This is a genomic window from Muriicola sp. E247 (genome assembly GCF_041358175.1).
Classification (GTDB): domain Bacteria; phylum Bacteroidota; class Bacteroidia; order Flavobacteriales; family Flavobacteriaceae; genus Muriicola.
This window is the reverse complement of the sequence record NZ_JBGKBE010000001.1, coordinates 92,525-119,094: the sequence shown is the minus strand read 5'-3', so window position 1 is coordinate 119,094 and position 26,570 is coordinate 92,525. Positions and strand designations below refer to the sequence as shown.

Sequence of the window (26,570 nt, the reverse complement as noted above, 5' to 3'; positions counted from 1 at the left end):
CTATAAGTCATTTCCATTCAGTTCTTTCCAAATCTCAGTACTAAGCCCTATCTTTGTTGTTTAGAATGATTATACATTGAAGAGGGGTTTTAAAAGGATGAAACTAGATAAAAAAGACATTTTAAAAGCACTGCAGACTATTTCAGTACCAGGAGAAGGACAGAATATGGTCGAAAGCGGGGCGGTAAAGAATATTCAGACTTTTGGAGATGAGGTTGTGGTGGATATCATTATTAAAAATCCCAGTCTTCAGGCCAAAAAGAAAACGGAGGTTTCAATCTTGCAGGCAATTCACAGGGAGGTTTACGAAAAGGCGAAGATCACTGTTAACCTTAAAGTGGATGCCCCGGCCACACCCAAGGCCAATGAAATTAAAGGGAAGCCCATTCCCGGTATAAATAATATCATAGCAGTTGCCTCCGGTAAAGGAGGTGTTGGAAAATCTACTGTCACAGCCAATCTCGCCGCCACACTGGCTAAAATGGGATTCAATGTAGGGATACTGGATGCTGATATTTATGGTCCCTCTATCCCCATCATGTTTGATGTGGCCTCACAAAAACCACTGGCCGTTGAGGTGGAAGGGAAGTCGAAAATGGCACCTATTGAGAATTACGGGGTAAAGATTTTGTCCATCGGATTTTTTACCCAGCCCAATCAGGCTGTTATCTGGAGAGGCCCCATGGCTGCCAAAGCGCTCAATCAGATGATCTTTGATGCACATTGGGGCGAATTGGATTTCCTTCTTATTGATCTGCCTCCGGGGACCGGGGATATTCATCTTAGTATAATGCAGGCTTTGCCCGTAACAGGAGCAATAGTGGTGAGTACTCCACAAGAGATCGCCCTTGCCGATGCCAGGAAAGGGGTAGCCATGTTCCAGCAGGAAGCAATCAACGTACCTGTACTGGGGATCGTTGAGAATATGGCGTATTTCACGCCTGCAGAACTTCCCGAAAACAAGTATTATATCTTTGGAAAGGACGGGGCAAAAAATCTGGCGGAAGATATGGAGGTGCCGTTTTTAGGGGCCCTGCCTCTGGTACAGAGTATTCGTGAAGCAGGAGATGTTGGAAGGCCAGCAGCCCTGCAAACCTCTACACCAATGGAATCTTCTTTTGAAGAAATCACCAGAAACTCAGTGCAGGAACTTGTGAGGAGAAATAAAAGCATGCCTCCTACGGAAGCTATTAAAATAACTACAATGGCAGGTTGTTCTGCCGTTAAAAAGAAATAATAATGACGGCTGATGAACTTAAGATCAAAGTAGAAAAAGCCCTTGATGAGATAAGGCCTTTTTTACAAAGCGATGGAGGTGATATTTCCCTTGTATCCATCGAGAACGGCAATCTGGTCAAGGTACGTCTCGAAGGGAATTGTGTGGGCTGTAGTGTAAATCAGATGACGCTGAAAAGCGGAGTAGAGATGACGATTAAAAAGCACGCCCCACAAATCGAGCAGGTAGTTAATCTCTTAAACTGAATGTCAGTCGAAATCACTTTCCTTTCCTTGAACTAAGAAAAAAAGTATGATTAAAACAGATATCCTGATAATCGGAGCAGGGCCTACAGGCTTGTTTGCCGTTTTTGAAGCTGGTTTACTTCAACTAAAATGCCATATTATAGACGCCCTGCCACAGCCTGGCGGGCAATGTGCCGAAATCTATCCCAAGAAACCCATATACGATATTCCTGGATTTCCTGAAATTCTTGCAGGAGAGCTCATCGATAATCTTATGGAGCAAATTAAGCCATTTCAACCCGGTTTCACACTTGGAGAACAGGCTACAACTATCGACCATCAGGAAGACGGCACCTTTATTGTTACCACTAATAAGGGAACCCAACACCACGCACCCATTATTGCAATCGCAGGGGGTTTGGGTAGTTTTGAACCCCGGAAGCCACTTTTGGATAAGCTTGAGGATTACGAAGAAAAGGGTGTGGAATATATGATCAAAGACCCCGAGAGATACAGAGACAAAAAGGTTTTAATTGCAGGAGGGGGTGATTCTGCACTGGATTGGACCATCTTCCTTTCTGATGTGGCTAAAGAAGTAACTCTGGTCCATCGAAGAAATGAATTCAGAGGGGCACTCGATTCAGTAGAAAAACTACAGGTTTTGAAGAACCAGGGCAAAGTAACTTTAATTACCCCTGCAGAAATCGTTGCGCTTGGTGGAAGTCAAAAGCTTGAATGGGCTACTGTGAGACAAGAAGAAAGCAAAGGGGTTACTCGTGACTACAATATCGAGACAGATCATTTTATTCCCCTGTTCGGTCTCTCTCCCAAGCTCGGGCCGATTGCTGATTGGGGCCTGGAGATTGAGCGGAATGCTATAAAAGTGAATAATTCACTCGACTATCAGACGAACATTCCCGGCATTTATGCTATTGGAGATGTTAATACCTATCCGGGTAAACTTAAGCTCATCCTCTGTGGATTCCACGAGGCCACCCTGATGTGTCAAAGCGCGTATCAGAAAATCAATCCGAATAAAAGATATGTCTTAAAATACACCACCGTAGGGGGTGTTCAGGGATTTGATGGTTCTAAAAAAGAAGCGCCTAAAGCTGTGGTAAAAGCTATTGTTTAAACATGAGCGATATTCAGATTACAATCAGGGATAGAGAAGGAGCCACACACAGGATTCAGGCGCCTACCGATATGAACATGAACCTGATGGAACTGGTTAGATCATGGGAATTGGCTCCTGAAGGAACCATTGGTGTCTGTGGAGGCATGGTGATGTGCGCCTCCTGCCAGGTTTATATTGATTCTACACATCCTCTTCCAAAAAAAACCGATGAGGAAGAAGCGATGCTGTCTGAGGCATTTTACGTAAAAGAAAATAGTCGGTTAGGTTGTCAGATTCCACTGGAAAATACCTTGGATGAACTGGAGGTAACTATAGCTCCTGAAAGTTGAGATTTAGATTCTTGCCTGGTAGGTAAACAGATTATAATAGCGCCCTTCCTTTGCAATAAGTTCATCATGTGTTCCCGTTTCTGTGATGCGTCCGTTTTCAATAACTAATATCTGATCAGCTTTCCGGATAGTACTCAGCCTGTGTGCAATAACAAAGGTGGTCCTTCCTTTTGTCAATGCCGCCAGACTCTGTTGTATTAGCCCTTCACTTTCGGTATCGAGATTGGACGTGGCCTCGTCCAGGATCAATATCCTGGGATTTGCCAGGACTGCCCGGGCAATTGCAATCCTCTGACGTTGTCCTCCTGAGAGTTTTATTCCGCGTTCGCCTATAAGCGTATCAAGACCATCCTCAAAGCGGTCTGTAAATTCATCGACATAAGCTGCTTTTACGGCATTCAGCAACTCATCCTCTGAGGCATCTGGCCGTGGAAAAAGAATATTCTCCCTGATGGTACCCTCAAAGAGGAAATCATCCTGCAGAACAACACCGAGGTATTGTCTGAAGTTTTTTAAAACGATCCTCGATAGATCGTGTCCGTCAACCGTAATCTTACCTGAATTGGGGTTCAGGAAGCTGGCTGCGAGGCCTGCAATTGTACTTTTACCTGAACCTGAACTTCCAACTAAGGCTACTGTAGTACCTGCAGGGACTTCAAAGCTAATATTGTGAAGCACCTCTTTTTCCTCTTCATAGGCAAAGGAAACATCGTCGAAAATAAAATGACCTCTGATATTTTCGGGAGTGAGAGTTCTAAATTCTGGATTTTCTTCCTCCGGCATATTCATCAATTCTTCTGTACGATCGAGTCCTGCAAGGGCCTCACTTAATTGACTCCCGATATTGCTCATTTGTACTATGGGCGCCACCATGAGTCCGAGCAGAAAAGTAAATTCCAGGAATTCACCCAGGGTAAGGGCATCTGTCATGATTTTATAACCCCCAATACCCATAATCCCTGTAGTAGCTACGCCCAGTAAGAAGGTAGAAGAACTGGTCATGACGGCCGTGGCGGTCAGACTCTTTTTTACATATTGAAAAAGTTTGTGTACCCCTTCCTGGAAAATGGAATGTTCCTGCTGCTCAGCATTAAATCCTTTGATTACCCGAATACCGCCCAGGGTCTCGGTTAATCTACCTGTTACCTCGGCATTGATCTTCCCCCTGTTCCTGAAAACGGGTCTTATGATCTTAAAGGCTTTTAAGGCAACTACTGCAAAGATAGCAAGTGGCACCAGGGCAAACAGCGTCATGGACACACTGATGTTCAGCAACAGGATCAAAGCAACTACAGCCGTTATGGTACCTCCAACCAGTTGGACAAGTCCGGTACCGATTAGGTTGCGAACACCTTCAACGTCTGTCATGATGCGGGATACTAGTTCGCCCGACTTTGTATTGTCAAAAAATCGGATGGGGAGGGCCAGAATCTTATGCTGTACCTGTGCTCTTAGTTCTGAGATCATATACTGGGCCTGAACACTTAAGATTTTGGTAAGCAGGAAGGAAGTAACGGCCTGAACCAGGATGGCGGCAATAACAATTCCTATAAGGATTTTTAAAAGAGGGACGTCCTTATTGGGAATGATATCGTCCATCAGGTATTTCAATGACATGGGGGCCACAAAGCTTGCGGCCTTGCTTATCACTATAAGGATAAGACCGATGAAAACTAAATTCCGCCTGGGCCATATAATGGTTTTAAAGGCATTTAAAATACTTACTTTTTTATCAGCCATATGTGAATAAAATTAGGAAAAGGGGACGCAAGATACATATAAAAAGGCATTGGGCAGGGCTGTCAGATACAATCAGAAAAAGATAATTAGTTTTTCCGGTGTAAGTCGATTAAATTCACAATTGTTCAATTTATACCTATGAAAAGAATGAGATTAGTATCCGTACTACTGATTTTGATATTGATAGCGAATTCCTGTAAATCAAATGGTCAGTTAAGTGAACTGGAACGGTGGGAATCACATGCTGAAAACACGACGATCATCCGCGACAGTTTTGGTGTTCCTCATGTCTACGGTAAAACAGATGCCGATGCCGTTTTCGGGCTACTTTACGCCCAATGTGAAGACGATTTTAACAGAGTTGAACAGAACTATATCTGGGCAATAGGGAGGCTGGCCGAAGTAGAAGGAGAAGAAGCCATTTATAGTGATTTAAGGGCGCGATTATTTATGAGTGAGGAGGAAGCCATAGCACAGTATGAAAACAGCCCTCAGTGGTTAAAGGAATTGTGCGATGCCTTTGCCGATGGCATCAATTATTACCTGTATACCCATCCGGAAGTAAAACCCAGATTACTTACAAGGTTTGAACCCTGGATGCCGATGTACTTTAGTGAAGGTTCAATAGGGGGCGATATAGAACGTATCAGTACCCGGAAATTGCAGGCGATGTACGAGAGAGGGATTTCCTTTCCCGAATCCGTCGACTTAGAGATTGAGAAAAAAGAAGCCGAACTCGAACCACAGGGATCGAATGGTATAGCTATTTCGGGAGATCTCACTCAATCCGGAAACGCCATGCTCCTTATCAACCCTCATACCTCATTCTATTTCAGGGGAGAAGTCCATATGAACAGTGAAGAGGGTTTAAATGCCTATGGTGCGGTTACCTGGGGGCAATTTTTTATCTATCAGGGATTCAACGAAAAAACAGGCTGGATGCATACATCTACATATACAGATGTAATGGATGAATTCGTGGAAACCATTGTGGAAATGGAAGGAGAACCCTTTTATCAGTACGGGGAAGAATTAAGGCCGGTGGAGGTATCTGAGATTACACTCAAATACAAAGAAGGCGAGCAGCTGAAAGAAAAGACCTTTCCTGCTTACCGTACCCACCACGGCCCGATTACCCATATGGCCGGGGATAGGGTAGTGGCTTCTGCTATGATGTGGGAACCTGTTAAAGCACTGGAACAGTCTTATATCAGGACAAAACAAGACGGCTATGAGGGTTTTAGAAAAATGATGGACATAAGGACCAACTCATCAAACAACACAGTATATGCAGATTCTGAGGGGAATATCGCCTATTTCCATGGGAATTTTATCCCGGTAAGGGACACGGTTTACGACTATTCAAATCCGGTGGAAGGCAGGGATCCCAAAACAGACTGGCAGGGCCTGCATACGGTAGATGAAAACATCCTTTTGCTGAACCCGCCTAACGGCTGGATTCAAAATTGCAATTCCACCCCCTTTACTGCGGCGATGGAATATAGTCCGAAAAGAGAAGATTATCCGAAGTACATGTCTATAGACCGTGAGAATTTTCGGGGAATCCACGCCATCGAATTGTTAAAGGATATAAAAGGATACACACTTGACAGCCTTATAACACTGGCCCACGACCCCTATTTGCCGGCGTTTGAAGCCTTAATTCCTGGTTTGGTTGAGGCCTTTGATCTGTCGCGAAATAAGAATGCCGACTTAGGACAAGCCATTGATGTTCTTCGTGAATGGGATTTCAAAACAAACAAGGAATCGGTAGCCATGACGTTAGCCCACTTTTATGGTACGCAATTCGGCAGAAATGGGTCTCGTCCATATAAAATGAGTGATATGGAAGCAATGAGGTATTTTGGAACTAAATCCCCAATGGAGGAAAGACTGAAGATATTTAATGATGTAATTATGGAATTGGAAAAGGATTTTGGCACCTGGAAAATGCCCTGGGGGGAAGTCAACCGCTATCAGCGTTTAAACGGGGACATTAGACAGCCTTTTGACGATGCTAAACCCAGCATTCCTATTGGATATGCTTCAGGTCGGTGGGGCGCCCTTGCGGCCTATGGAGCTCGCTATGACAACAATACCAAAAAGATCTATGGAACCCGTGGCAACAGCTTTGTTGCTGTTGTAGAATTCGGGGATAAAGTAAAAGCCAAGAGTATTTTGACCGGAGGCCAGAGCGGTGACCCTTCCTCCCCTCATTTTGACGATCAGGCACAGATGTATGCTGATACTGAGTTCAAGGACGTACTATTTTACAAAGAGGAGGTATTAGAGAAAGCCGAGGAGACCTATAATCCGGGAAAACGAAAGTGAAAATTAATCCTGGACAATGATAAGGGATGCTTTAGAGCCGGTAGACAACAACCATTTATTGGAATATATCAGTTTTCCTGCCTCGTCATAAACATCAACCTGGGCAGTATTTGGCCCGGAAGTACCCTGATTCAGGGCTTCAAAGTCGAGGCGGTTAAACCCTTTGTCCAGTGTAAGATTGACACCCTTAAAACTCCCAGTTAAAAGGATATTGGGATCTATGACTTCTCCATTCGCGTAAATCTTCACCCTGTCCCCGTCTACGTATTCGTGATCACGGCATACGATACCCACAAATTTTGAAGAAGTTTTTACGTCTCCCAAATACATATCTCCGTAATGCTCTTTACCCTTGCCCTTTTCACGTTCCCCTACTTTGGGATCGATATCCATGTCGAATCCTGCCTGTCTTAACTCCCTGTCGGGTAACATCTGGACATTATTTGACATAAGCGAATCGCGAAGGTTCGGAGTTTTACCCATATCAATTATAGAGGGCATCCTGAGGGAATTATTCTGGGTAGGTTTTGCCTTTATTTCAAGATTCGGCTTTGGTCCGATTTTCAATGGCTGGGTTTTGGGCACATCGGTTTGCGATATACCGACCCCGGCAATCCCCAGTATCATCAAGAGTGAAAAAACGGCTCTCATAGCTTTCTTATGAGCTATAAAGGTAACAATTACCCTGCCAGAAGGGTATAAATCCCTGTTAAAATCGATCAAAGTAGTTAGCTAAATAAAGGAAGAACAGAAAATTAATGTAGAGTAGAAACAGCCTGACACACAGCATATCATACCTTAAAACACTTGCATAATATATCTCATATCAAACTTTGAAACGCCCGCAAAAGAATTTCCGAACGCTGACATATATCATATTATGGATTATACATAAGTGTTAGTTTTAATCGATCAATTATCCGGATTGATATTAATGTGGGGTTAAGAATAGTGTCATGGATTTACAGGAACAGGAACCCAAGGTCTTCGTACACTCTGGAAAAGTCTCTAAAATTCTCGGGAAATCCATCCTGATTTCCCTGGATAAGAACATTCAGTGTGAATCCTGCAGTGTTAAAGGGGCATGCGGGGTAAGCAATTCAAAGACCAAAGAAATAGAAATCCCTAATACAGACGGATCTTTCAAAATTAACGAACCTGTTAAAGTCACTCTAAAAAAGAGTTTGGGACAAACGGCAGTATTTTGGGCATATATTTTTCCTTTTCTCCTAATGCTGCTGACCTTGATTATCGCTTCTGCGATTTTCACCGAATGGATTGCGGGCTTGTTATCACTCCTTGTCCTTGTACCTTATTACGCAAGCGTTTACGCCTTTAGGAATTACTTCCGGAAAACCTTCAGAATTTCCGTTCTGAGAATTTGAAGACTATGACCGAATCTATTTTAAATAGTGCCATTTTGCTAACCCTTCTGGGGATTGTTTCTGCACTGATTCTGTACGTTGTATCAAAGAAGTTTTATGTTTATGAAAACCCATTAATCTCAGAAGTCGAAGACCTTTTGCCCGCGGCTAATTGTGCGGGTTGTGGTTTTCCCGGATGCAGGTCTTTTGCCGAAAAACTGGTGAATACCGATGATATTTCTGATCTGTTCTGCCCTGTTGGCGGAAATGAGGTGATGAAGTTGGTCTCAGATGCCCTCGGGAAAGAGGTGGCAGAGAAGGACCCAACTGTAGCTGTAGTGCGCTGTCAGGGAAGTTGTGATGTGAGGCCAAAGACCACAGAGTATCAGGGACCAAGGTCTTGTGCTATTTCGGCTTTGATCTACAGTGGCGAAACCGATTGTCAGTACGGGTGCCTTGGAGACGGAGATTGTGTTGATGCCTGCAAGTTTGATGCGATGTACATGGATGAAACCACCGGGCTACCTGTGGTAATTACGGACAAATGTACCTCTTGCGGAATGTGCGTAGATGCCTGCCCTAGGGATATCATCGAGATGAGGCCAAAACATAAAAGGGATTTAAAAATATTTGTCGGTTGCCTCAATGAGGAGAAAGGCGGTATTGCCAAAAGAGCCTGTTCTGTGGCATGTATAGGCTGTTCAAAATGTCTGGATGTATGTCCTAAAGAAGCCATTGTTATAGAGAATAACCTGGCATATATAGATCCGGCTTACTGTACTTTATGTAGGAAATGTGTCCCTGTATGCCCAACCCATTCCATTATTGAAACTAATTTTCCGCCGAGGAAAGAGAAAAAAGCAGAGGCAAAAGTAACAGCAAAGGTTGAATCCATAAAGCCACAAAATGATGCTTAAGACTTTTCCGAAAGGTGGGATTCATCCCTCAGAGAACAAGATAACATCTGCTAAACCTATTAAAAGACTCCCTCTGCCCAAAGTGGTCTACGTTCCGATATCGCAACACATAGGGATACCCGCGGAAATTGTGGTAGATCGAAAAGACAAGGTTGAAATCGGGCAGGTAATTGCCAGGTCAGGTGGATATGTATCCTCTAATATTCATTCCCCTGTGGCTGGAACCGTAACAAAATTGGACAAGATCGTTGATACACGAGGGTATAAGAAACAGTGTATTGTTATCAGATCTGATGTAAAAAATGAATCTAATTTTCAGGAAAATGAATATCCCCTCAAAGAAGAGATTAGTCTGCAACCAGAGGAAATCCTTAAGCGTATTTCGGATTATGGAATTGTTGGCCTGGGAGGTGCCACTTTTCCATCGCATGTAAAATTGCAGGTAAAAAAAGACAAAATACTCGACTGCCTCATTGTAAACGGTGTTGAGTGCGAACCATTTCTAACGGCAGACCATCGCCTTATGCTGGAAAAGGGCAGAGAGATTCTGGTGGGTATCCGGATTCTGATGTATGCGCTGCAAATAGACAGGGCAATTATCGGGATAGAAAACAATAAGAAAGACGCAATCGACCTTTTCAGAAATTTAACCTCCGGAGCGTCTGGTATCCAGATTGCCGCTTTGCAGGTTAAATATCCCCAGGGTGGCGAAAAGCAACTGATCAGGGCGCTGTTAAAAAGGGAAGTTCCTAAAAATGGGTTACCCATGGATGTGGGGGTTGTGGTCCATAATGTAGGTACCGTATTTGCCATATATCAGGCAATACAACACAACAGACCGTTGATGGAAAGAGTGGTTACCGTAACGGGAAAAAAACTAAATGACCCATCGAACTTCTGGGTGAAAATAGGAACTCCTGTTAAAGACTTGCTCGATGCTGTTGGGGGTGTGCCCGAGGATACCCGAAAAATCGTAAGCGGCGGCCCTATGATGGGTAAGGCCCTTAAAAATACAGATGTTCCGGTTACTAAGGGGACATCCGGGATTCTCGTCATATCAGAGGACGAGGCCAGCCGGGGAGAACCTAAAAATTGCATCCGCTGTGGGGAATGCGTGGATGTTTGTCCCATGGGTCTGGAACCTCACCTACTGATGAACCTTTCCGAAAAGGGAATGTATGAGAAAGCTCTGGAAGAAGATATTCTAACCTGTATCGAATGTGGTTCTTGTAGTTATGTATGCCCCTCTCATCGCCCGCTTCTGGATTATATACGCTTTGGCAAATCAATAGGAAAGCAACTCGAATCGAATAAATAAAAGGTATGAGTGACCAGACTATAATAGTTTCCTCCTCCCCCCACGTTCATTCGGAAAGAACTTCCGAAAAATTAATGTACGATGTGGTTCTTGCTTTGCTTCCAGTCTTTCTTGTCTCGCTTTATGTTTTTGGTATCAATGCCCTGATAGCTACGATTACGGCCATCATTTCCTGCCTCCTTTTCGAGTATCTCATTCAGAAATTCATATTGAAAACCAAGACCACTATCACAGATGGCTCCGCATTAATTACCGGAATCCTCCTCGCTTTTAATCTGCCGGCAGGAATTCCGGTATGGATGATTGTGGTGGGCAGTCTGGTAGCTATCGGAGTAGGTAAACTATCATTCGGGGGCCTTGGATTTAATATTTTCAACCCCGCTCTTGTGGGCAGGGTATTTTTACTGGTTTCATTTCCCGTACAAATGACCTTATGGCCCGTTCCAATTGAAAATAATACTACGCTTGTGGATGCCGTTACAGGGGCAACAACACTCGGACTTATCAAGGAGGGAGTACAGTTTGGACAGTCGATGAGCGAGATCAGTACCCAGATTCCTTCAACAGTGGATATGTTTATTGGATTAACCTCGGGATCTATTGGCGAAATGTCAGCCCTGGCACTACTCATAGGAGGTATTTTTTTAATAGCGAGAAAAGTAATTTCCTGGCATATTCCGGTTACCGTTTTGGCTACTATTGCTGTAATGACAGGTGTATTCTGGATAGCAGACCCTGGGTATTATGCCAATCCGCTTATTCATGTGCTTTCGGGTGGTGCAATTCTGGGGGCATTTTTTATGGCAACCGACCTGGTAACCAGTCCGGTAACAAAAAAGGGGATGGTCATTTTCGCCATCGGAATAGGTATTATTACCGTAGTGATCAGATTGTTCGGGTCTTATCCTGAAGGCATCTCTTTTGCTATCCTGATCATGAACGCATTTGTACCTCTCATCAATCGCTATTTCAAACCCAGAAGGTTTGGCTCAAGAATCAAAGCTAAAATTATGTGACTGTGAAAAAGAAAGAATCGACATTATTCAATATGGTGGTTGTTCTTCTAATCATCACCCTGGTAGCGGGTCTTTCCCTTGGCTATGTAAATGATCTTACCCTGGAACCCAAAGCCAGGGCCCGCCTTGCGAGGGTAGAGAAGGCGCTTAGCGCAGTACTTCCTCAGCTTAACAATGAGCCTGTGGCAGAGGTGATTCGCTTGAAGCAGAAAGAACTAAGAGACAGTACCTCCATCTACCCTGCCTATATGGACAGCACATTTTTGGGAGCAGCCGTTACCGGCTATTCCGAGAAAGGGTATAGTGGAATTGTAAAGTTGATGGTAGGCTTTAATCCGGACGGGCATATAAGAGACATTATAGTTTTAGAACAGAAAGAGACACCCGGTCTTGGAACAAAAATGAAAGGAGAGAAATTCCTGCGGCAATTCCGGAATAAAAACCCGGAGACCTTTGATCTGAAAGTGAAAAAGGATGGGGGAGAGGTGGATGCCCTGGCCGGAGCAACAATTAGTTCCCGGGCTTTTTCCGAAGCAACGCAACAGGCATTTGACACCTTTTTAACCAATAAAAATTCAATTTCTAACTCTAAGCGGTAGATGGATGAGTAAACCAATAGACCAGAAGCAAAATTTTTTAAAAGGCCTTATAAAGGAGAATCCGGTTTTTGTGATGCTACTTGGGATGTGTCCTACTCTTGGTGTAACGTCATCAGCTTTTAATGGTCTGGGTATGGGCGTGGCTACCCTTTTTGTTTTACTGATGTCAAATATTGTAGTATCGCTTATCAAATCCCATATCCCAAATAAGGTCAGGATACCTGCCTTTATTGTTATAATAGCTTCTTTTGTTACCGTGGTGGAAATGGTTCTGGAAGCCTATATCCCTTTTTTATACGAGCAATTAGGGATTTTTATACCCCTAATTGTGGTCAACTGTCTGATCCTTGGCAGGGCGGAGGCTTTCGCCTCGAAAAACGACCTTGCCTCGTCTGTAGTGGATGCGGTAGGAATGGGACTGGGTTTTGTCATTGCCCTTACGGTTTTAGGGGCAACCCGGGAAATCCTTGGAAATGGAAGCCTGTTTGAATTCAGATTTGTCTCTGAGGAAGCCAACACATTGATTCTTTTTATACTTCCTCCGGGAGCATTTATAGCCCTGGCCTATCTCGCCATTCTGTTTAACAGACTAACCCAAAAAGTCGCATAAAATGGAATATTTTGTTATCCTTATTGGTGCTGTTTTTGTAAACAATATCGTCTTGTCCCAATTTCTTGGGATTTGCCCTTTTCTGGGTGTTTCCAACAAAATATCCACCTCTGTGGGTATGTCAGGGGCGGTCATGTTTGTGATGACCATAGCAACAACAGTTACCTATCTCTTACATCAATATGTCCTTGTACCTTTTGAACTGGATTATCTGAGGACTATAACTTTTATCCTGGTAATTGCGGCCCTTGTACAGATGGTAGAGATCATTTTAAAAAAAGTAAGTCCACCCTTATATCAGGCCTTAGGAGTATTTCTACCTTTGATCACCACCAATTGCGCCGTTCTGGGAGTTGCTATCCTGGCTCTGGGAATGGAGGATAGCACTTTGTTAAAAGCGGTATTTTTTTCTTTTTCAAGTGCGATAGGATTTGGACTGGCCCTGATTGTTTTTGCCAGTATACGGGAGTTTTTAGAGTTGGCCGATATCCCTGAAGGGATGAAGGGCGTACCCATCAATCTCTTGGTAGCCGGATTACTGTCTCTGGCGTTTCTGGGTTTTGCCGGACTGGTTTAAAATAATCGCTGTCTCCCGGATCAATTTAGCGTGATCACTCTACCTCATAGGTCTCCCCTGAAAAGAAGAGGTCATCGGTCTTTGTAAATTTAGAATCGGTTCTCACTTTTCTGGTCAGGTCATCAACCCTTTCTTCAAAAGTCACATCCGGAAACCTTCTGATTATTCCAGTGACCAGGGGATATTCCATTCTGATCAGCATTTGATGCAGGGTGGGATCCTCCAGTTCTGCATTGTGTACCAGAAGATCAGCCTCTTGAATTCCTTCTTCCCCAAGGGTCACAACTTCTAATTTAAGTCCGTTTAACACCAAGCCTTTGTTTCTTTCCTTTCCAAAAATCATAGGTTTGCCGTGTTCTACGAATAATTGTTTGTCTGCCCTTACTTTCTTGTCTGTGTATTTAGCAAATGCTCCGTCATTAAATATGACGCAATTCTGAAGAACTTCAATAAGGGAAGTACCTTTAAATTTTGCAGCTTCAATAAATACCTGTGTCATTTCTTTCGGGGTGTTGCCACCTACCCTGGCGTAAAATCGGGCCTGTGCTCCAATCGCCAGTTCCCCCGGAAGAAAAGGGGGTTGAGTATTCCCGTAGGGCGAGGATTTGGTCCGCTGCCCAACAAGGGATGTAGGTGAGAATTGCCCCTTGGTAAGGCCATAAATCTCATTGTTAAAAAGAACAATGTTCATGTCGAGGTTGCGCCTGAGGACGTGAATAAAGTGGTTGCCTCCGATGGCCATTGCATCTCCATCCCCGGTGATAACCCATACGCTAAGCTCAGGATTTGCCAATTTAACCCCCGAAGCAATTGCCGGGGCCCTTCCATGGATACCGTGCATGCCATAGGTGTCCATATAGTAGGGAAAGCGCGATGAGCATCCTATTCCCGAGATAAATACTACATTTTCCTTTTTTATCCCCACTTGTGGCAGCGCATTCTGCATGGCTCTCAGGATGACATAATCATCACATCCCGGACACCATCTTACCTCCTGATCGCTCGCAAAATCCTTATAGGTGTATTTATTTTCAAGTGTTTCCATGATTATCCTAAGAGTTCTTTAAACTTTTCTGTTAATTCCACATTTCCAAATGGAAGGCCCTGAACCTTATTGAATTGGAGGAAGGGGATATTCTCAAAATTCATTCGCAGAAGAGAGGCAAACTGACCTGAATTCAGTTCACATACAACAATCTTTTTAAAATTTCGAAGTACTTCTGCTGTGTTCTTTGGAAGGGGATTGATATAATTAAAATGCGCAAGGCCAATACCCTCAACTCCCTGTTGTTTCATTTCTTTAACTGCAGCATACAGGGTGCCGAAAGTACCTCCCCAACCAACTACCAGGAGATCACCTTTTTGTGCGAACTTCGGCTGAAGTTCAGGAATCTCGTTTTGTACCCGTTTTATTTTTTCTGCCCTGATATCTGTCATATATTGATGGTTTTCAGGATCATAGGAAACCTCTCCGGTTGTCTGGTCTTTTTCCAGACCACCAATACGATGTTCCAGGCCTTTAGTTCCCGGAATTGCCCAGTCGCGGGCAAGAGTATCTTTATCCCGTTTATAAGAACGCCATTGGCTATCAGCCCCATAAATGATCCTTGGAGTAATATCAGGCATTTCAGATACGGGCTGGATTTTCCAGGGAGCCGAACCATTGGCGATATAACCATCAGTCAACAGGATGACGGGGGTCATATGTTCAAGCGCGAGTTTGGAAGCTGCATAGGCAAAATCATAGCAATTTGCAGGTGTACTGGCCGCAATTACGATAACCGGACTTTCCCCGTTTCGGCCGAACATGGCCTGGAGCAGGTCAGATTGTTCGGTTTTTGTGGGTAGGCCGGTAGAAGGCCCTCCTCGTTGCACATCAACAACCACCAAGGGTAACTCGAGCATAACGGCCAGTCCCAGTGCTTCTCCTTTTAATGCCAGGCCCGGCCCCGAAGTAGTTGTGATTGCAAGATCTCCTGCAAAAGCGGCACCAATGGCCGAACTAATGCCGGCGATCTCATCTTCTGCCTGTAAGGCCTTCACTCCAAAATGTTTATGTTTTACCAGTTCATGAAGGATTTCTGATGCGGGGGTAATGGGATAAGACCCTAAGAATAGCTCTAATCCCGATTTTTCCGCTGCGGCCAAAAATCCCCAGGCCGTAGCAGTGTTCCCCATAATAATCCTGTAGGTGCCGGACGGCATTTTAGCAGGAGCTACAGTATAGGCATTCGGAATCAACTCCAGAGTTTCCGAATAGTAATAACCGGCATTCAACACTTTGGTATTGGCCTCTATAAGTTCAGGCCGGGATTTGAATTTGGTTCTAAAAAAATCGATGGTGTGCTGTCTTGAACGATGATACATCCAGTATACCATTCCGAGCGCAAACATATTTTTTGTTCTTGTGATGGTTTTATTATCAAGGCCAGCCACATCCTTCAGAGCTTCTTTGGTAAGGGAGGTCATACTCACCTCAATTACCTGATACTCGTCTAAACTTCCATCTTCCAGCGGATTCGATTCATAATGTGCCTTTTCCAGATTTTTTTTAGTAAATGAATCGGTGTCCACGATGATCCCGTACCCGGGTTTAACGGCGTGAAGATTGGTTTTTAAACCTGCGGGATTCATCGCTACTAAAAGGTCAACATTATCACCCGGAGTACTGATCTCCACACTCCCGATATGGACCTGAAATCCTGAAACCCCGTATAGACTCCCTTGAGGGGCACGTATTTCAGAAGGATAATTTGGAAAAGTAGCTACATCATTCCCAAACATGGCAGAGGTATCTGAGAATTGGGACCCTGTTAACTGCATTCCATCTCCCGAATCTCCTGCAAAGCGCACAACCACAGCCTCCAGAGCTTTTTCTGATTTTTCAATTTTCGCAATACTCATCACATTCTGATTATAATTTTGGTAGTACAGATTACCTTTTCTATTCCTTTTCTAGATTTATTAAATATATCCTTTGAATCGCTAATGAAATATGACATTTATCATTATTAAAGCAGCTTGTGTAGTTTAATTTAGCGAGCGTATCCCTAAAATATAAGTTATGGCAATAATCATCACCGACGAGTGCATTAACTGCGATGCCTGTATAGCAGAATGTCCTAACAATGCTATATATGAACCCGACCAGGAATGGTCTTATGCTGATGAGACGGCCTTATCCGGGATGATAAATACCCCAGGTGGCCAGGAAGTTGATGCTGACGCAGAAAACGAACCAATATCAGACGAATTCTACTACATAGTCCCTGATAAATGTACGGAATGCAAGGGCTTTCATGATGAGCCTCAATGTGCTTCTGTTTGTCCGGTCGATTGTTGTGTCCCTGATGAGGAACACGTTGAATCTGATGAGCAGCTATTGGAAAAGAAGGCCTGGCTCCATGGAGAATAATGTTATTCGCAATAAGCCCGGCTATAAAAATCCAATGTTTTAGAGGGCATTGATTTTCTTTTTAGCAAAGTATCACCCTTTATTGTTATGAAATAAAGGGTGATTTTTTTGGTACATAATTTCCTTCAATCGCTCGGAATAAAGGTCTAACCTACCAGAAAATCAACCGACGATATTGATATTTTTCACCTGATAAATGTCATAGTTTACCCCTAATCAGAATCTTACTTTTAACAAGATCAGGAGACTGCAAAATATGCTTACCAATATTTTTTATATGTCACTCACCACAGCATGTGGATGCTGCTTTATATATCCTTTTATAGGCAAATAATGAAAATAGACTATCATGAAAAATGAATTTCCAAAATTAATATGTGATGCCAATGAGGCTGTTGCCAGAATAGCTCATAAAACGAACGAAGTATGTGCCATATATCCCATTACCCCTGCTTCACCAATGGGAGAACATGTAGATGTGTTTAGTTCCGAAGGACAGAAAAATATTTGGGGTAATGTTCCAAGAATTGTGGAAATGCAAAGCGAAGGAGGTGCCGCAGGTGCCGTTCATGGCTCTTTACAGGCCGGGGCGCTCACCACAACCTTTACGGCTTCTCAGGGTTTGTTATTGATGATCCCGAATATGTACAAGATTGCAGGGGAATTGTTACCAGCAGTCATCCATGTGGCAGCAAGGACAGTGGCTACTCATGCCTTGTCTATTTTTGGTGACCATTCTGACGTTATGGCTACAAGACAAACGGGATTCTCAATGCTTTTTGGAGGTTCTGTTCAGGAGGCTATGGATTTTGCCCTGATCTCACAGGTTGTAACTTTGAAAACGCGGGTACCATTTCTAAATATTTTTGATGGATTCCGAACCTCACATGAAATCTCAAAGATTGATTCTATTTCCGATGAGGTGATCAAAGCTATGATTCCTGATGACAAAATTGAAGAACACAAGATGAGGTCCTTAGATCCGGATCACCCTGTAGTAAGGGGGACATCTCAGAACCCCGATGTTTTCTTCCAGGCCAGGGAAGCTGCCAATCCCCATTACGACAAAGTACCTGAAGTAGTTATGGAGGTCATGGATGAATTTTATTCCCATACAGGCCGAAGATATCATCTGTTCGATTATGTGGGCCATCCGGAAGCGGAAAGGGTTATCGTCATTATGGGCTCGGGTGAAGGTGCAGTGAGGGAAACCGTGGATACTCTGTTGGAACAGGATGAGCGCGTTGGTGCTGTATTTGTTCGACTATATCGACCATTTTCTGTGGAATATCTGCTAAATAAGTTACCCGAAACGGTTAAGAAAATTGCAGTCCTTGACAGGACGAAGGAACCCGGTAGTATTGGAGAACCGCTCTATCTGGATGTCGTCACCGCCTTTGTTGAAAGCGACAGGGAAATGCCTGAAATAATAGGGGGAAGATATGGACTCTCGTCCAAGGAATTCAATCCGGCGATGGTAAAAGGTATCTATGATGAATTGCTTAAAGCTAAACCAAAAAACCATTTCACTATTGGAATCAATGACGATCTGGGCCACACAAGCCTGGATTACAACCCTGTATTCAATACCAAGAAAACGACATTTAACTGTATGTTTTATGGGTTAGGGTCTGATGGTACTGTTGGGGCAAATAAAAATTCGATAAAAATTATAGGGGAAACTACTGATAACTATGTGCAGGGATATTTTGTGTACGACTCCAAGAAAGCCGGGGCTCAGACCATTTCACATCTGAGATTCGGACCTGATCCTGTGCACTCTTCGTACCTGATCAATACAGCTGATTTTATAGCGTGCCACCAGTTTAATTTTATAGAGAAATACGATATTTTAAACCATATCAAAAAAGGAGGGACTTTCCTTTTAAATTCTCCTTTCTCCAGGGATGAAATCTGGGATCAATTACCCAAGGTGATGCAGCAGGAGATCATAGAAAATCAATTGAATTTCTATGTTATTGATGCCACTAAGGTCGCTCAGGCCGCCAAACTTGGGAAACGAACCAACACGGTACTGCAAACTTGCTTCTTTGCCATTTCAGGGATACTACCTAAAGAAGAGGCCATCGAAAAGATAAAAAACGCCATTGTAAAATCTTATTCCCACAAAGGGGATAAAGTGGTAAAAATGAATTTCAATGCAGTTGATACTGCTCTTCAGCATTTGGAAAAAGTGGAGTATCCCACTAAGGTTACGGCTACACGTGGACTAAGATCAATTATGTCCGGGGAACCTGATCCCTTTGTAAAAGAAGTACTCGGAAAGATCCTTGCCGGGCGGGGAGATGAACTTCCGGTGAGTTATTTTCCTGTAGATGGTACCTTCCCAACAGGAACCACCCAATATGAAAAGAGAGGGATTGCTGATTTTATTCCTGTATGGGATGGTGAAGACCTCTGTACCCAATGTAATAAGTGCGTCGCTATTTGTCCGCATGCGGCCATCCGGGCTAAAGTGGTTTCCAATGATGAGCTTGAATCTGCTCCGGATACCTTGAAAAGAACGCCCGCAAAAGGCAGGCCATTCCAAAAAGAAACCGAGTCCTATATTCTTCAGGTATCACCCGAAGACTGCACGGGATGTGATCTTTGCGTTGCAGTGTGCCCGGCGGAAAGCAAGGAGATTCCTGATTTTAAGGCAATCAATATGCACAAAAAACTGGAAGTGGATAAAGTTGAAAATGAGCATTGGGATTATTTTGTGCAACTACCCGATTACGACAGAACGGCACTTCAGATTACCAATGTTAAAGGATCTCAATTTCTAGAACCGCTATTCGAATTCTCTGGTGCTTGTTCCGGCTGTGGAGAAACACCGTATATTAAAATGCTTACCCAGTTATACGGGGACAGTATTCTGATTGCGAATGCTACGGGTTGTTCTTCCATCTACGGAGGTAATTTACCCACTACACCTTACAAAACCAACGAAGCAGGCAGAGGCCCAGCCTGGGCAAATTCGCTCTTTGAAGATAATGCCGAGTTTGGTTTTGGAATGAAACTGGCCCTGTCTAAAAAACAGGAAATTGCCGTCGGACTATTGAAATCCCTGGAAGAGACTGTAGGCAGCGAATTAGTGGAATCCATTTTAAACAACCCTGAAGAAAATGAAGCACAAAAGAAGGAGAAGTTTCAACATCTCGATCAGTTGAATGAGATTTTATCACAGCACAAAGACCTCCCCGAAGCCAATAAATTATTAAACCTCACTGAATATCTGCGGAAGAAAGCAGTGTGGATTCTAGGGGGTGATGGCTGGGCTTACGATATCGGATATGGAGGCGTAGACCATGTGCTTGCTTCCGGAGAAGATATTAATATCATGGTTCTGGATACAGAGGTATACTCTAATACAGGGGGTCAGACCTCAAAAGCAACCCCTCTGGGGGCAAGTGCCAAGTTTTCCGTATCGGGAAAAAGAACAGGTAAAAAAAGCCTGGCTTTACAAGCGATTTCTTACGGAAATGTATATGTGGCCCAGGTTGCACTTGGAGCCAAGGACATGCAAACCCTAAGGGCAATTGAAGAAGCGGCAGCTTATCCCGGACCTTCCCTTATAGTTGCTTACTCTCATTGCGGAGAACACGGATACGACTTAAAAGAAGGCGCATTGCATCAGGAAAGAGCTGTGGAGACCGGTTACTGGCCGCTCTTTAGATTCGACCCTTCCAAACCTAAAGGTAAAAAGTTCAAATTGGATTCGAAGGAACCCAGCAAACCCCTTGAAGATTTTATGTACAGGGAAACTCGTTTTACAAGGGTAGTAAAAGATGATCCTGAACTGGGAGCAAGTCTTCTAAAACAGGCTCAGGAGGAAGTTGATACCAAATGGGAAAGACTCGAATTATTCAGAAATATGTAAGCACTGAATAAGCAAACATGGGAACATGTAAAAGGAATAAGAATAATTTTAAAACAGATGCGATGGAAGACTTAGCGAACCCCTATTTTAAGATAGCCGTCCAGAAAATGAAGGAGGCCAACCAGGAATTATACCGGCCCGAGGAAGATGTTGTTTCTTTTTTGGTATGTAAAAATGCACAAATTGCCGTCCAAAATTTTCTAAGAGGTTACTTATTGCGCAGTGGGATTGAAACCAAGAAGGAGGATACTCTCGATTCCTTGTTTACACAATGTAAGGAATTGAATAAAAAGTTTGAAAATGTAAGTCTGAGTGGTCTCAACTGCCAGTATGAAAATAAGGACTCCAGGTATTGTGATGGAGTAGAAAAGGTAAGTCGTTGTTTCGACATTGCCGATAGACTGGATACATTTCTAAGGGAAGAGAAAATTATCGCCTAGGAGTTCAGGCACAGCTGAATTTTCAGGAATCTTTCCATGTTTCCTGAAGGAAACCTATGAAGTTTTTATTCATGATGTTCTCAATATCCTCCTGTGAGTATCCCCTGTTAGCCAGCAATTGAGGTATATTCTGAAGATCGGCAATGGTGTCAACATCCCCCGGGCATTGTTCTTTGCCAAATCCCCCGTCGAGATCAGTACCAATCCCCACATGTAGTGAATTTCCTGAAAGTTGACAAATATGGTCAATATGGTCGATTATCGTATGTAGTGTCACACCCATTGATTCAGGAGATGATTGCCCTCTCTCCCAGTTAGGGACCATCATCCAGGCATCGAGAGCCACTCCAATAACGGCTTTTCGCGAAATCAATTCCTTGATTTGTTCATCAGAGAATTGCCTGTTGTGGTTGACAAGGGCTCTGCAATTGTTGTGGCTAGCCCAGACCGGCCCATTATACACCTTCATGGTTTCCCAAAAACTTTGATCGCACAAATGGGTTACATCCAGGATGATATTTAAGCGGGCCATTTCCAGTAGCAGTTCCCGGCCTCTTTCCCCAATACTTCCTGTGGAATTCGTCCCAAAAGCATAGGTCCCCGGACCGTAATGTGCAGGACCCACAGCCCTTAATCCCTGCTCATAGGCCATTTCTAGATGACCAAGAGTAAACAAAGAATCTGCACCCTCCAAACTGAGGATAAATCCGATAGGCTTTTTTGGATCCGAATTTGAATCCCATAATTCGAGGTGATGGTTTAATTCTGTAAGGTTTGAAATCTGTGTCATTTCACCTAGCTGCTCCATGGCTCTGTACCAGGCCAGTTGCCCCTGGGTTTGTGCCCAGGCCTGCTGAGGTGAATTCCAGCCCGGAAGCGGATTTGTGTTTTTAACATAACGGGCAATTTGAGTAGCAACGCAAATTCCGATATTTCCTTTACGCATAGCATCCAGGGAAACGGTATTCTTACCGCGGTCGGGTTTGTCATTCATGCCCACTTCTGTATTTCGAATGTCATCAACCGGCAATACGAGGTTCCTGTTCCATTCCAGGGCATTCATGGCAAGGTCGAGATGTGCGTCAAAAATTAACATAGGGGGTCTCTAAATAATCAATCGATGATCTCTTGCTGCCACTTTCCATTTGCCTGTCAACTTTCCGTCTTCAATAGTCAATACCTCCGGATATTTCGCAACAGTCGGACAAATATGCATGGGAATAGCATAAAATACCTGCCCTATTTTTACAGGGGACTTTGATGTATTTCTCAGTACGAGGTGTTCTTCACTCTGACCGATCTGTTCGCAATCTTCCAGCCCAAAAATGTGCACCCTGGGGAAGTCCATCTCGGGAGCTATGGCCTTATGGCCAAGGTCTAGACAAAAAATATCAGTAGCTGGCTTACTGATCACCCTTGTAATCAATACGGCAGCCGGGAGAAAGTCCATGTCTTTAAATGAAGAACCGTATCTGGCATCCCATAAGAGAGTGGTACCCGGACTGTTATCTACTTCTTTTCGCCTGGCATGAACAGGAAATGATGGAGATCCTCCTGCCACAATAGTCGGCACAGCATATCCTTCCGCTTCCAGCTGGTGTTTTAATTCCACTACACCCTTAAATGCCGCATCGCATTCTCTTTCCCTGTCTTCAATAGCCGGATTTCTGATATGCCCGTCGTAGACATGTAATCCGGATGCTTCAAGATATTTACTATCCGCTATCTTTTTGTACAGCTCAGCGGCCTCTTCACTAGGTTGAATTCCGGTACGATCCATTCCCACGTTTAAATCCAGAAAAAGACCAACACTTTTGCCCTTCGTTTTCGCCATCTTTTCAATGTCACTCAGACTGTCCTTATTGTCTATGATCGTGGAAAATTGGGTGTGAGGGTACTTTGATAAAAGCTTAAAAAACCTCCCGACGTTGGGTCCTACAGGCTGCATGGCAAGGAGTACATCCGATGCTTTTTGCTGCCCCAGTAGTTCGGCTTCGGCAATAGTGGCACACTTGAATTTATCAATGCCGTATTTTAACTGCAGGTCGATTACTTCGGCCATTTTATGGGTCTTTATGTGCGGCCTGAGTTTTTTTACATCACTTACCATGCTGATCATGGTTTGAATGTTGCGCTCAATTCTCAAGGGATGCACCAAAAGACAAGGAGAGGAAATCTCTTCTTCATTTTCAATCTTGTACCAAGGTCTTTTTTCCATATCCAGGCCTGTCAGTGAAGTTCAAACATAGCTTCTATTTCCACTGCTACCTGGCCCGGGAGAATCATACCTACTGCACTTCTCACTCCCACGCCGTTTTCAGTTCCGAAAATATCCGCCATCAGCTCGCTGAAGCCGTTGATAACCAGTGGATGCTGGTCAAATTCAGGTGTCGAATTAACCATTCCCAGTGTCTTTACCAGGCGTTGGATTCTATCAATATCTCCAAAATGTGTAATGATGGTTGAAAGCATGGTAAGACCTACCTGTTCGGCTGCTAGTTTTGCTTCTCCCAGGGTTAATGTTTCCCCAACTTTTCCGGTTATATAGGTTCCATCGCTTTTCATGGGTCCCTGCCCTGAAATGTACAAAAAGCCATCAACCACCATTACAGGTTTATAGAGTCCTGCAGGAGGTGGGGCCGGTGGCAGTACCAATCCCAGGTCTTTTATTCTTTGTGAAGGAGAATTACTCATACTTATAGATTTAAATAAATTGGTTCAGGATAAGAACCCCAATAAGACCAACTACTCCAACGGTGGTTTCCATCAGGGTCCAGCTTTTTAATGTGTCTTTTACCGACAGATTAAAATATTCTTTAAAGAGCCAGAATCCGCTATCGTTTACATGTGAAAGCATCAGGCTGCCCGAGCCAATGGCAAGGACCATTAATTCAGGACTCACCCCGGTACTTGCAATCATGGGCATTACGATCCCTGCTGCGGTTAAGCCGGCAACGGTTGCCGAACCTACAGAAACTCTGATTACAGTGGCGATTAACCATGCCAGGAATAAAGGAGAAAGGGATGATCCTTTTAGCAAATCGGCGATATACTGACTAACCCCGCTATCTATTAGAACCTGTTTCAGGGCTCCTGCCCCGGCAATGATCAATAAGACCATGGTTATGCCGGAAATGGAACTCCCTACTGAATCCATTACTTCCTTCATTTTTTTGCCCCTTGCCAGCCCAAGGGTATATATAGCTACCAGCACAGATATCAGCATCGCAATTACTGGATTCCCCAGAAAAGCAATAATATTTTTCAGGGGAAAATCCTGAGGAATCAATAAATCGGCTATAGTGGCCAGACCAATCAGGATGATCGGTAAGAGGGCTGTAACAATACTTACCCGCATTCCGGGCATTTCATCATCCTTCAGGATTTTGGGATTTACAAATTCCTTCAGAGGAGTTGCGTGTATATTTTTTAAGGTCCTAGAAAAAAACGGACCTGCAATGACAATTGCAGGGATAGCAACTATAATGCCGTAGATCAGGGTTTTTCCCATATCGGCATCGAACATCACAGTAATAGCCGTCGGCGCAGGATGCGGCGGAAGATACCCGTGGGTAACGGAAAGGGAAGCCAGCATTGGCAGGCCAACGTAGAGTAATGGCAGACCGGTACGGGCAGCTACGGTAAAAACCAGGGGGACCAGAATCACAAAGCCTACCGAATAAAAAAGAGGGATTCCTACAATAAATCCGGTAAGGACCAGTGCCCACTGGATATTCTTTTTTCCGAATTGATCGATCAATTTAGAAGTAATGCGTTGTGCGGCTCCGCTATCGGCTACCAATTTACCCAGCATGGCTCCCAATCCCAGGATCATAACCAGGAACCCTAGTGTATTGCCTATCCCATTTTCTATAGAGCTGACCACAGTCTCTAAATCCATGCCTTCGGCAATTCCCACAAAAAGGGAAACCAAAATAAAAGTGATAAAAGGATTCAGTTTCCATTTCGCAATCAGCAGAAAAAGGATAAGAATACCTATGATGACGATAACTAGTGGCATAGTTGGCGTTGGGTCCGGGAATAAGTCTAAGTGTTAAATATACCATTTTGAATAGAACTTAAAGCGATCTATTTTTTATCTTGTAGAATAATCTGAACGAAATGGACAAAAGATCATTTTTACAGAAAATGGGGCAGGCTGCCCTGATCACTCCTTTTCTTCCCCTGTCTCTTAATGCCTCTTCCCCGGTAGAGCGCGGATCATACGAGCTTAATGATGAAGATGATTTTTGGCAACGAATCAGAATCGACTATGCCTTAAAACCAGACTATATTAACCTGGAGAACGGGTATTACAATATTGCACCTATCCCCACCATTGAAAAGTTTCACAAGCATATAGAACAGGTGAATTACGAAGGATCGCATTATATGCGGACCGTGCAATGGGATAACAAAAAAAGGATTGCCAGCCGTCTGGCTCAGCTGGTTGGCTGCGATTCAGACGAATTGATTATCACCAGAAATACTACGGAGTCTCTTGATATGATCATTGGCGGGTATCCCTGGGAAAAAGGTGATGAGGCTGTTTTTGCAGTGCAGGATTACGGGGCAATGAGAGAGCATTTTAAACTCACTGCCAAAAAGTACGGACTGGTACTTAAAACTATTTCCCTGCCCAATCACCCGGATTCGGATGAAGAAATTGTGTCATTGTACGAATCTCAGATCGGGCCGAAAACCAAATTAATGATGATCTGCCACATGGTGAATATTACCGGACAGATTCTCCCGGTGAGAAAAATTTGTGACATGGCCCACAGCCATGGAGTGGAGGTCATGGTTGACGGGGCTCATTGTGTGGGACATATCGAGGTCGATATAAAAGAACTCAACTGTGACTACTACGGTTCAAGCCTGCATAAATGGCTGAGCACCCCTCTGGGGGCAGGAATCCTCTTTGTCGCCAAAAAGAATATTTCCAAGATATGGCCTCTACTTGCCGAGCACCACAGAGAGGCGGATGATATTGGTCGTCTGAACCATATAGGAACCCACCCTGTTCATACCGACCTAACGATAAACGATGCCCTGGATTACCTGGAACTCATCGGGATGGAGCGAAAGGAAAAGCGGTTGAGGTACCTTCAGCGCTATTGGTCGGATCAGCTCAGAGATACCGAAAATATTATTATTAATACGCCTGTGGAACCACACAGGAGCTGTGGAATAGCCAACGTTGGGATTCGGCATATGAAGCCCTCCGAACTGGCCAGAACACTAATGGAAGAATTCAGGATATTTACCGTGGACATTGACCATCACAATGTTCAGGGCTGTAGGATAACACCCAATGTTTACACTACTATAGCAGAACTGGATGATTTTGTAAAAGCCATGAAAATTCTGGCACGACAAACCTGATATAAATCATAGTTAGTAGTTTGCTTTGTAGCTAGTTTTGAAGGTTT

General features: G+C 43.8%; 24 protein-coding genes. 16 read left to right on the top strand and 8 right to left on the bottom strand.

All coding sequences use genetic code 11. From position 1 onward, the window contains the following. The first annotated feature begins 97 nt into the window (after positions 1–97). Genes ACA086_RS00490 through ACA086_RS00475 form a run of 4 tightly spaced genes read left to right on the top strand, consistent with a single transcriptional unit; the run spans position 98 to position 2,928 of the window. The gene (locus ACA086_RS00490) at positions 98–1,237 is read left to right on the top strand and encodes a P-loop NTPase (protein WP_371001249.1); all 1,140 of its coding nucleotides are present in this window, start codon (positions 98–100) and stop codon (positions 1,235–1,237) included. Positions 1,238–1,239: 2 nt separating this feature from the next. Beyond that, the gene (locus ACA086_RS00485; RefSeq protein ID WP_369748233.1) at positions 1,240–1,482 is read left to right on the top strand and encodes a NifU family protein; all 243 of its coding nucleotides are present in this window, start codon (positions 1,240–1,242) and stop codon (positions 1,480–1,482) included. A gap of 46 nt (positions 1,483–1,528) precedes the next feature. Beyond that, positions 1,529–2,596 carry an NAD(P)/FAD-dependent oxidoreductase gene (locus ACA086_RS00480; RefSeq protein ID WP_371001247.1) on the top strand — a complete coding sequence of 356 codons (1,068 nt, stop codon included), beginning with the start codon at positions 1,529–1,531 and terminating at the stop codon, positions 2,594–2,596. 2 nt (positions 2,597–2,598) lie between these two features. Next, positions 2,599–2,928, top strand: coding sequence for a 2Fe-2S iron-sulfur cluster-binding protein (locus tag ACA086_RS00475; RefSeq protein WP_371001244.1), 330 nt, complete (start codon positions 2,599–2,601; stop codon positions 2,926–2,928). 3 nt (positions 2,929–2,931) lie between these two features. On the opposite strand, the gene ACA086_RS00470 is transcribed toward ACA086_RS00475, so the two are convergent. Further along, positions 2,932–4,668, bottom strand: coding sequence for an ABC transporter ATP-binding protein (locus ACA086_RS00470; RefSeq protein ID WP_371001243.1), 1,737 nt, complete (start codon positions 4,666–4,668; stop codon positions 2,932–2,934). Positions 4,669–4,815: 147 nt separating this feature from the next. On the opposite strand from ACA086_RS00470, the gene ACA086_RS00465 reads away from it, so the two are divergent. Next, entirely contained in the window at positions 4,816–6,999 is a 2,184-nt protein-coding gene (locus ACA086_RS00465; protein WP_371001242.1) for an acylase, read from the top strand. A gap of 3 nt (positions 7,000–7,002) precedes the next feature. Here the strand turns inward: ACA086_RS00465 and ACA086_RS00460 are convergent, their stop codons facing one another. Beyond that, complete coding sequence (locus ACA086_RS00460) at positions 7,003–7,650, bottom strand: hypothetical protein (protein ID WP_371001241.1); 648 nt, start codon at positions 7,648–7,650, stop codon at positions 7,003–7,005. 305 nt (positions 7,651–7,955) lie between these two features. Between ACA086_RS00460 and ACA086_RS00455 the strand changes: the two genes are divergently transcribed. The 7 genes from ACA086_RS00455 to rsxA are packed head-to-tail and all read left to right on the top strand — an operon-like array spanning position 7,956 to position 13,400. Continuing rightward, a complete protein-coding gene (locus ACA086_RS00455) occupies positions 7,956–8,384 on the top strand; it encodes a SoxR reducing system RseC family protein (protein ID WP_371001240.1) in 429 nt (142 codons plus the stop codon). A gap of 5 nt (positions 8,385–8,389) precedes the next feature. Next, positions 8,390–9,280: a Fe-S cluster domain-containing protein gene (locus ACA086_RS00450; RefSeq protein ID WP_371001239.1), complete on the top strand. Its 891-nt coding sequence runs from the start codon at positions 8,390–8,392 to the stop codon at positions 9,278–9,280. Further along, entirely contained in the window at positions 9,270–10,598 is a 1,329-nt protein-coding gene (rsxC, locus tag ACA086_RS00445) for an electron transport complex subunit RsxC (protein WP_371001238.1), read from the top strand. Before ACA086_RS00450 ends, rsxC begins: the two co-directional genes overlap by 11 nt. Positions 10,599–10,603: 5 nt before the next feature. Continuing rightward, positions 10,604–11,614, top strand: a complete 1,011-nt coding sequence (locus ACA086_RS00440; RefSeq protein WP_371001237.1) for an RnfABCDGE type electron transport complex subunit D — start codon at positions 10,604–10,606, stop codon at positions 11,612–11,614. 2 nt (positions 11,615–11,616) lie between these two features. Then, the gene (locus tag ACA086_RS00435; RefSeq protein ID WP_371001236.1) at positions 11,617–12,213 is read left to right on the top strand and encodes an RnfABCDGE type electron transport complex subunit G; all 597 of its coding nucleotides are present in this window, start codon (positions 11,617–11,619) and stop codon (positions 12,211–12,213) included. 4 nt (positions 12,214–12,217) lie between these two features. After that, positions 12,218–12,823 carry an RnfABCDGE type electron transport complex subunit E gene (locus ACA086_RS00430; RefSeq protein ID WP_371001235.1) on the top strand — a complete coding sequence of 202 codons (606 nt, stop codon included), beginning with the start codon at positions 12,218–12,220 and terminating at the stop codon, positions 12,821–12,823. Position 12,824: 1 nt separating this feature from the next. After that, on the top strand, positions 12,825–13,400 hold the full coding sequence (gene rsxA / locus ACA086_RS00425) for an electron transport complex subunit RsxA (RefSeq protein WP_371001234.1): 576 nt from the start codon (positions 12,825–12,827) through the stop codon (positions 13,398–13,400). A gap of 34 nt (positions 13,401–13,434) precedes the next feature. Here the strand turns inward: rsxA and ACA086_RS00420 are convergent, their stop codons facing one another. Beyond that, entirely contained in the window at positions 13,435–14,445 is a 1,011-nt protein-coding gene (locus tag ACA086_RS00420; protein ID WP_371001233.1) for a 2-oxoacid:ferredoxin oxidoreductase subunit beta, read from the bottom strand. 2 nt (positions 14,446–14,447) lie between these two features. Then, positions 14,448–16,304: a 2-oxoacid:acceptor oxidoreductase subunit alpha gene (locus tag ACA086_RS00415; RefSeq protein ID WP_371001231.1), complete on the bottom strand. Its 1,857-nt coding sequence runs from the start codon at positions 16,302–16,304 to the stop codon at positions 14,448–14,450. Between the two features lie 160 nt (positions 16,305–16,464). Here ACA086_RS00415 and ACA086_RS00410 point away from each other — a divergent pair, with 160 nt between their 5' ends. From ACA086_RS00410 to ACA086_RS00400, 3 genes are all read left to right on the top strand, one after another. Beyond that, positions 16,465–16,815, top strand: a complete 351-nt coding sequence (locus tag ACA086_RS00410; RefSeq protein WP_371001229.1) for a 4Fe-4S dicluster domain-containing protein — start codon at positions 16,465–16,467, stop codon at positions 16,813–16,815. Between the two features lie 349 nt (positions 16,816–17,164). After that, entirely contained in the window at positions 17,165–20,698 is a 3,534-nt protein-coding gene (gene nifJ, locus ACA086_RS00405) for a pyruvate:ferredoxin (flavodoxin) oxidoreductase (protein WP_371001228.1), read from the top strand. A gap of 17 nt (positions 20,699–20,715) precedes the next feature. Further along, a complete protein-coding gene (locus ACA086_RS00400; RefSeq protein ID WP_371001226.1) occupies positions 20,716–21,138 on the top strand; it encodes a HEPN domain-containing protein in 423 nt (140 codons plus the stop codon). 22 nt (positions 21,139–21,160) lie between these two features. On the opposite strand, the gene ACA086_RS00395 is transcribed toward ACA086_RS00400, so the two are convergent. Genes ACA086_RS00395 through ACA086_RS00380 form a run of 4 tightly spaced genes read right to left on the bottom strand, consistent with a single transcriptional unit; the run spans position 21,161 to position 25,159 of the window. Further along, positions 21,161–22,234, bottom strand: coding sequence for a dipeptidase (locus ACA086_RS00395; RefSeq protein ID WP_371001225.1), 1,074 nt, complete (start codon positions 22,232–22,234; stop codon positions 21,161–21,163). Between the two features lie 9 nt (positions 22,235–22,243). Next, positions 22,244–23,356, bottom strand: coding sequence for a D-TA family PLP-dependent enzyme (locus ACA086_RS00390; protein ID WP_371001224.1), 1,113 nt, complete (start codon positions 23,354–23,356; stop codon positions 22,244–22,246). 11 nt (positions 23,357–23,367) lie between these two features. Further along, positions 23,368–23,832 carry a RidA family protein gene (locus tag ACA086_RS00385; protein ID WP_371001223.1) on the bottom strand — a complete coding sequence of 155 codons (465 nt, stop codon included), beginning with the start codon at positions 23,830–23,832 and terminating at the stop codon, positions 23,368–23,370. Positions 23,833–23,842: 10 nt separating this feature from the next. Next, positions 23,843–25,159, bottom strand: a complete 1,317-nt coding sequence (locus ACA086_RS00380; protein WP_371001222.1) for a gluconate:H+ symporter — start codon at positions 25,157–25,159, stop codon at positions 23,843–23,845. Positions 25,160–25,260: 101 nt separating this feature from the next. Here ACA086_RS00380 and ACA086_RS00375 point away from each other — a divergent pair, with 101 nt between their 5' ends. After that, a complete protein-coding gene (locus tag ACA086_RS00375; protein ID WP_371001221.1) occupies positions 25,261–26,523 on the top strand; it encodes an aminotransferase class V-fold PLP-dependent enzyme in 1,263 nt (420 codons plus the stop codon). Positions 26,524–26,570: the final 47 nt, after the last annotated feature.